6 protein-coding genes are annotated in these 5,007 nt (G+C 57.9%); 2 read left to right on the top strand and 4 right to left on the bottom strand.

Annotated features, from left to right (window positions below; genetic code table 11):
* Nucleotides 1-356: 356 nt before the first annotated feature.
* Both AC4GMC_RS17045 and AC4GMC_RS17050 read left to right on the top strand, forming a co-directional pair.
* Nucleotides 357-1,193, top strand: a complete 837-nt coding sequence (locus AC4GMC_RS17045; protein ID WP_487878560.1) for a protein NO VEIN domain-containing protein — start codon at nucleotides 357-359, stop codon at nucleotides 1,191-1,193.
* Nucleotides 1,076-2,164 (top strand): DUF3800 domain-containing protein, encoded by a 1,089-nt coding sequence (locus AC4GMC_RS17050; protein ID WP_487878559.1) that lies wholly within the window; start codon nucleotides 1,076-1,078, stop codon nucleotides 2,162-2,164. Before AC4GMC_RS17045 ends, AC4GMC_RS17050 begins: the two co-directional genes overlap by 118 nt.
* Nucleotides 2,165-2,509: 345 nt before the next feature.
* Here the strand turns inward: AC4GMC_RS17050 and AC4GMC_RS17055 are convergent, their stop codons facing one another.
* The 4 genes from AC4GMC_RS17055 to AC4GMC_RS17070 form a co-directional block, all read right to left on the bottom strand.
* Nucleotides 2,510-2,914 (bottom strand): hypothetical protein, encoded by a 405-nt coding sequence (locus AC4GMC_RS17055; protein WP_487878558.1) that lies wholly within the window; start codon nucleotides 2,912-2,914, stop codon nucleotides 2,510-2,512.
* On the bottom strand, nucleotides 2,911-4,239 hold the full coding sequence (locus AC4GMC_RS17060) for a recombinase family protein (RefSeq protein ID WP_487880453.1): 1,329 nt from the start codon (nucleotides 4,237-4,239) through the stop codon (nucleotides 2,911-2,913). Before AC4GMC_RS17060 ends, AC4GMC_RS17055 begins: the two co-directional genes overlap by 4 nt.
* The gene (locus AC4GMC_RS17065) at nucleotides 4,236-4,661 is read right to left on the bottom strand and encodes a DUF2924 domain-containing protein (RefSeq protein WP_487635035.1); all 426 of its coding nucleotides are present in this window, start codon (nucleotides 4,659-4,661) and stop codon (nucleotides 4,236-4,238) included. The genes AC4GMC_RS17060 and AC4GMC_RS17065 overlap by 4 nt, the downstream gene beginning before the upstream one ends.
* A gap of 58 nt (nucleotides 4,662-4,719) precedes the next feature.
* On the bottom strand, nucleotides 4,720-5,007 hold a 288-nt coding region (locus AC4GMC_RS17070; protein ID WP_488082171.1), incomplete at its 5' end, for a hypothetical protein.

A 5,007-nucleotide genomic window follows, 5' to 3' on the forward strand; every position in this document is an offset into this window, starting at 1 on the left:
TCCGCCATAAACCATTCGCGAACCCAAGATGAGGCCCCATTGCGGGCCTTTTTTCTTTTTAGTTCAAAGGGGTTTAACGAGGTCATCCGACTTTCGGAGACTGGTCGTTTGGCCGAAATCGGTCTCCAAACGCCCCGCGTCTCTTTCCACCCGCCCTTCACCCAAATCGAGACGCATTCAAAATATGTCGTATTTTCAGATGTTTGCCGAAAATGGATTGCGCCGCAGTTGAAGCACGTTCGACCGCTACCAAAGCGGACAGAGACACCCGAAGGCGGCGTTCTGTTGCGCATTAATTAGTAGGGTTGCGCGAAGCCTTTGGTGACAAACGCAGTTTTCGCCCCTAGCCTGGCGCAATGTCAAACGGGGCTTGGTCAGATCAAGAGAACGACCTGATCGTCGCGGATTACTTCGCGATGCTCGCCGATGACGTCTCTGGTCGCTCGTACAACAAGGCCGAGCACCGGCGCGGGCTTCTGCCATTGTTGAACGATCGCTCCGAAGGATCAGTAGAGTTCAAACACCAGAACATCAGCGCCGTGCTGAAGGGGCTGGGTGAAGACTGGATCCCGGGCTACAAGCCTGCCTTCAATTTCCAGATGACGTTGGTGGATGCCGTGGCGCGCTGGCTGGCGCTGAACCCGACCTGGCTCGGTCGCCATTCGGGTATACGAGCGCCTACTAGCCTTTCGGAGGCGCGGCCGATCTGGATCGGGCCGCCGCCCACGCTGTCGAACCAGCCGCCGCCGCAGGAGTTGGAGCAGATGCTGCACATCGCCCGCAAATTCGATGTCGCGGCGCGAGACGAGCGAAACCGCGCCCTCGGCCGCGCCGGTGAGGAGCGCGTGCTGGCGCATGAACGTGCAGCCCTCAAATCAGCGGGCCGCGACGACCTTGCGCGCAAGGTCCGGTGGGTGTCGGAGGAGGATGGCGATGGTGCCGGCTACGATATCGCCAGCTTCGCACTGGACGGCAGTTCGCGCCTGATCGAGGTGAAAACGACGAATGGCTGGGAACGCACACCCTTCCACATCAGCCGCAACGAACTGGCCGTGGCCGAGGAGAGGAGTTCGGAATGGTCCCTGTTCCGGCTCTGGAATTTTGCGCGCGAACCGAAGGCATTCGAGTTGCACCCGCCGCTGAATGCGCATGTCTCGCTGACCGCGACGTCATTTCAGGCAAGTTTTCATTAAGATCGGGGAAGAGAGGCCGGCGCATTTTTCCACATGCAGCGTTTCCATTCCTGATCCATTTCAATATATTGCGCCGATATGCAGTGGCTCCCGAGGATGGTTTGAAGAGCAAGTACGTTTTTTACATGGACGACTTTGGGACGCGAACCACGTGCGGCGGCGGGACCAACGCCTCGTCACCGGCTCATGAACTGAGCTTTGCACTTGGAGGAGTCATTGTTGCTTCCGAGGACGTTGATGCTCTGTCCAAAAAAGTGAGGGCATTTTGCGAAAAGTGGGAAGTCCCTGCACTCCATGGAAATAAGATCCGATCTGGAAAAGGGAAATTTGGTTTCCTGAAAAAGGATGTGGACAGGAAAGAAGCATTTCTTTCAGAGCTGGAACAGCTCGTCCTGGACGATCGACTCATCGCACACGCGTGCGTGATCTGTCGCCCAGGTTATCGGGATCGATACCTTGAGAAGTACCCTGTGGGCATCCGTTGGGCCATGAGCAAGACCGCTTTCGATATTTCTGTTGAGCGCGCTGCGAAGTTTGCGATGCAGAATGGGCGGAAGCTGGATGTAGTCTATGAGCGCACCGGGGAAAAAGAGGATAGGTTGCTGGAAGGTTACTTCGCGGACCTCAAGGCCGTAGGTTTGGGGTTTTGTGCCGAAAACTCAAAACAATACGGACCTTTGACAGGAGAACAGTTTACGGACCATCTCAACGTCATCTGGCCCGACGGAAAGGGAAACCCCTTGCTCCAGCTAGCCGACCTTGTCGTTCATCCGATCAGCCACATCACTTGTGGCAAGCAAAACCGCGCATACAATCAACTGGTTGGTCGAAAAATGCTATTGGATTTCAAGCATGAAGAACATGCCGTTGGGGTAAAGTATTCCTGCTACGATGGGGAATATGGCGTGTGGAAAGAGCCTCAGAAACACACAAGGGATCCCGAAGGATCCCCTGAGGCGGTCGGCGTATAGCCTGACCCCGTGGCAGTGCCATGAGGCAGAACATACATGGATCCGGCGTAAAGGCAAGAAATTTCTTATCGGAGACCAACAAGCCATAGCGCTTTATGGTCATTTTTAGTTAATAATTTCTGATGCTTGGCGGCGGCGACGCGGCGATTCTTCTCAGCTTCGGTCTCACGCAGCACGTGCATTGGCGTGCTGTCGAGCGAGGCACGTCGAATATGAGTTAGCAATCGCTGCAGAACGCACCAGCATGCGTCTGCGGCTGGTCTGTCTATGGTCTCTGACTGCGATGGGGTCGTGCCACAGCTCCTGAGGATGCAGCGTTGCGATCTGAACAAGGCGAAGTACCCTTCAGGTCTGTCTTGGTTTTTGCTGATCGACTGCGTGCTCTGCCTGCTCCTGCCACGTATTCCCCGCCAGAAAGCACAGATCATACAGGCTGACCGATGAAGCCTCGCGCCCACAGGTCAGCCGCTTCAGCACCTCGGGGGCCAGATAGGCCAGCCGTAGTTGGCGGCTGACATGGCGCTCGGCCAGCCCGACTGCCTCGGCCAGTTCCTGAATCGTGGTGAACTCACCGGCCTCCATGCGCCGCCGCCATCCCCATGCGCGACCGATGGCGCGCAGTATATGAGGGTCTTGGGTCTGGTCCTCGCTGGGGAGGTAGTCAGCGGGCGGCAGAATCTTCGGGCGCCCATTCTTCCTGCGAACTGTCAGGGGAATGAGAACGCGGATCGTGTTGACTGGCCTCGTCATTCTGCGGCCTCCATCTGACGTGGCGCGACCATCTCGCGGATAACACCCGCAATGCCTTCGCGGCGAATGTCGACCTCGAGCCCGGCGGCGGTGACCGTGACCCGCCGTACAAGAAGCTGGATGATGCGGGCCTGTTCAGCAGGGAAGAGTTGCGACCAGAGGGCCTTGAACTTGTGAAGGGCCGCGATGGCATCAGCTTCCGAAGCCCGACCGTCGTCGTGCTTCAGGTTCCCGAGCACCTGCGATACCACCTCCGGCGTCTGCAGAATGCGCCGAACCTCGGTCACGACCGCATCCTCGACCATTCCTGCCGCCAGCCGCATTGGGGCGGTTTCTTCACCGGTCTCGCGGTTCCGGATCACGTCCATCGAAACATAGTATCGGTAAAGCTTCGCGCCTTTTTTCGTGCTGGTAGGCGTCATGGCCGCGCCGGTGTCGCTGAAGATCAACCCTTTCAGGAGTGCGGGTGTCCGCGACCGGCTGTTGTTGGCACGTTTGCGAGGGCTTTCCTTGAGGATTGCGTGGACTTGATCCCAGAGTGCCTCGTCGATGATGGCGTCATGCTCGCCGGGGTAGGCCTTGCCCTTGTGGACGGCCTCACCGCGATAAACACGGTTGTTCAGGAGCCGGTAGAGGTAGCCCTTGTCGATCAGCGTTCCCTGCTTGCTGCGGAAGCCGTCGCGGCGAAGTTCGCGGGCCAAAACCGTGGCGGAGCCAAGTTCGACAAACCGCTCGAAGATGCGTCGGACCGATGCGGCCTCGGCGTCGTTCACCAGCAGCTTGCGATCCTGCACATCATAGCCGAGGGGCACGTAGCCTCCCATCCAGATCCCGCGCTTGCGCGATGCTGCCACCTTGTCGCGGATGCGCTCACCAATGACCTCACGTTCAAACTGGGCGAAACTGAGCAGGATGTTCAGCGTCAGCCGCCCCATTGAGGTTGTGGTGTTGAACGACTGCGTGACAGACACAAAGGTGACGCCGTTGCGGTCGAAGACCTCGACCAATTTGGAAAAGTCCATCAGTGAGCGCGACAGTCGGTCGATCTTGTAGACCACGACCACGTCGATCAGCCCATCGTCGATGTCTGTCAGCAACTGCTTCAAGCCGGGGCGCTCCAGATTGCCGCCAGAAAATCCACCATCGTCATAGCGGTCGCGGGTGGCCACCCATCCCTCGGACTTCTGACTGGCGATATAGGCCTCACAGGCCTCTCGCTGCGCGTCGAGGGTGTTGAACTCCATGTCGAGCCCTTCTTCGGTCGACTTACGCGTGTAGATGGCGCAGCGCAGACGACGGTTGGGGCGGGTGTTAATGTCCATCATGCTTCCTCCTGCTTGCGTTCACGCAGCCCGAAAAAGCGATAGCCATTCCAGCGTGTTCCGGTGATGGCGCGGGCCACGGCCGAGAGTGATTTGTATTTGCGGCCCTGCCAGTCAAAGCCGTCCTTCAGCACTGTGACCGTATGCTCGGCGCCGTCCCATTCACGCAGGAGTTTCGTTCCGACCACAGGATTGCGGGGATCGGCGATCTGATGATTGCGGCGGGCATGGCCTTCAACCTCATCGGCAAGCAGATCCAGCATGCGGCGGGTCGCCCGATCCGGGCCGCCGTAGGTCAGCTCCTGAATCCGATAGGCGATGCGCAGTTCAAGAAATGCCCGGCTATTGTTTGGTGCCGAGGTGCCGATGAGTTTTTCCCATTCAGCTTTGAGTTCCTTGACCGACATCGCCTTCAGGGCGGCCATGCGCGACAGCACCGTCTGGTCCAGGTTTGGATCGCTTCCTGGTAATGCTGGGGTTATCTTATTGTGATGTTTCATCAATTCCTCCAATGCGGATACGTTTTGTACGACGACCACCGCTCTTTCGGGGCGATAAGTCCACGAAACTGTCTCCGTTCTCAGAAGATAAATCGCTGGACTGTTCCACGTTCAGGCGAACCACAGCTGCAGCGAGGATGCGGCCAATTTCTTCGAGGCGCGCGGCTGCTGACATGCGCTCAGGACATAGGGGATTGGGACCCGAAATCGGGCCTGATGTGTTTTTGGGCATGGCGACTTTTCGCGATTGAGATGATGCCCAAAAGGTATC

It is taken from the genome of Thalassobacter sp. (assembly GCF_982993085.1).

What these genes read in the sequence shown, in the direction of transcription:
- AC4GMC_RS17045 (WP_487878560.1), top strand. Translation starts at nt 357, where the DNA reads ATGTCAAACGGGGCTTGGTCAGATCAAGAGAACGACCTGATCGTCGCG.
- AC4GMC_RS17050 (WP_487878559.1), top strand. Translation starts at nt 1,076, where the DNA reads ATGGTCCCTGTTCCGGCTCTGGAATTTTGCGCGCGAACCGAAGGCATT.
- AC4GMC_RS17055 (WP_487878558.1), bottom strand. Translation starts at nt 2,914, where the DNA reads ATGACGAGGCCAGTCAACACGATCCGCGTTCTCATTCCCCTGACAGTT.
- AC4GMC_RS17060 (WP_487880453.1), bottom strand. Translation starts at nt 4,239, where the DNA reads ATGATGGACATTAACACCCGCCCCAACCGTCGTCTGCGCTGCGCCATC.
- AC4GMC_RS17065 (WP_487635035.1), bottom strand. Translation starts at nt 4,661, where the DNA reads ATGGCCGCCCTGAAGGCGATGTCGGTCAAGGAACTCAAAGCTGAATGG.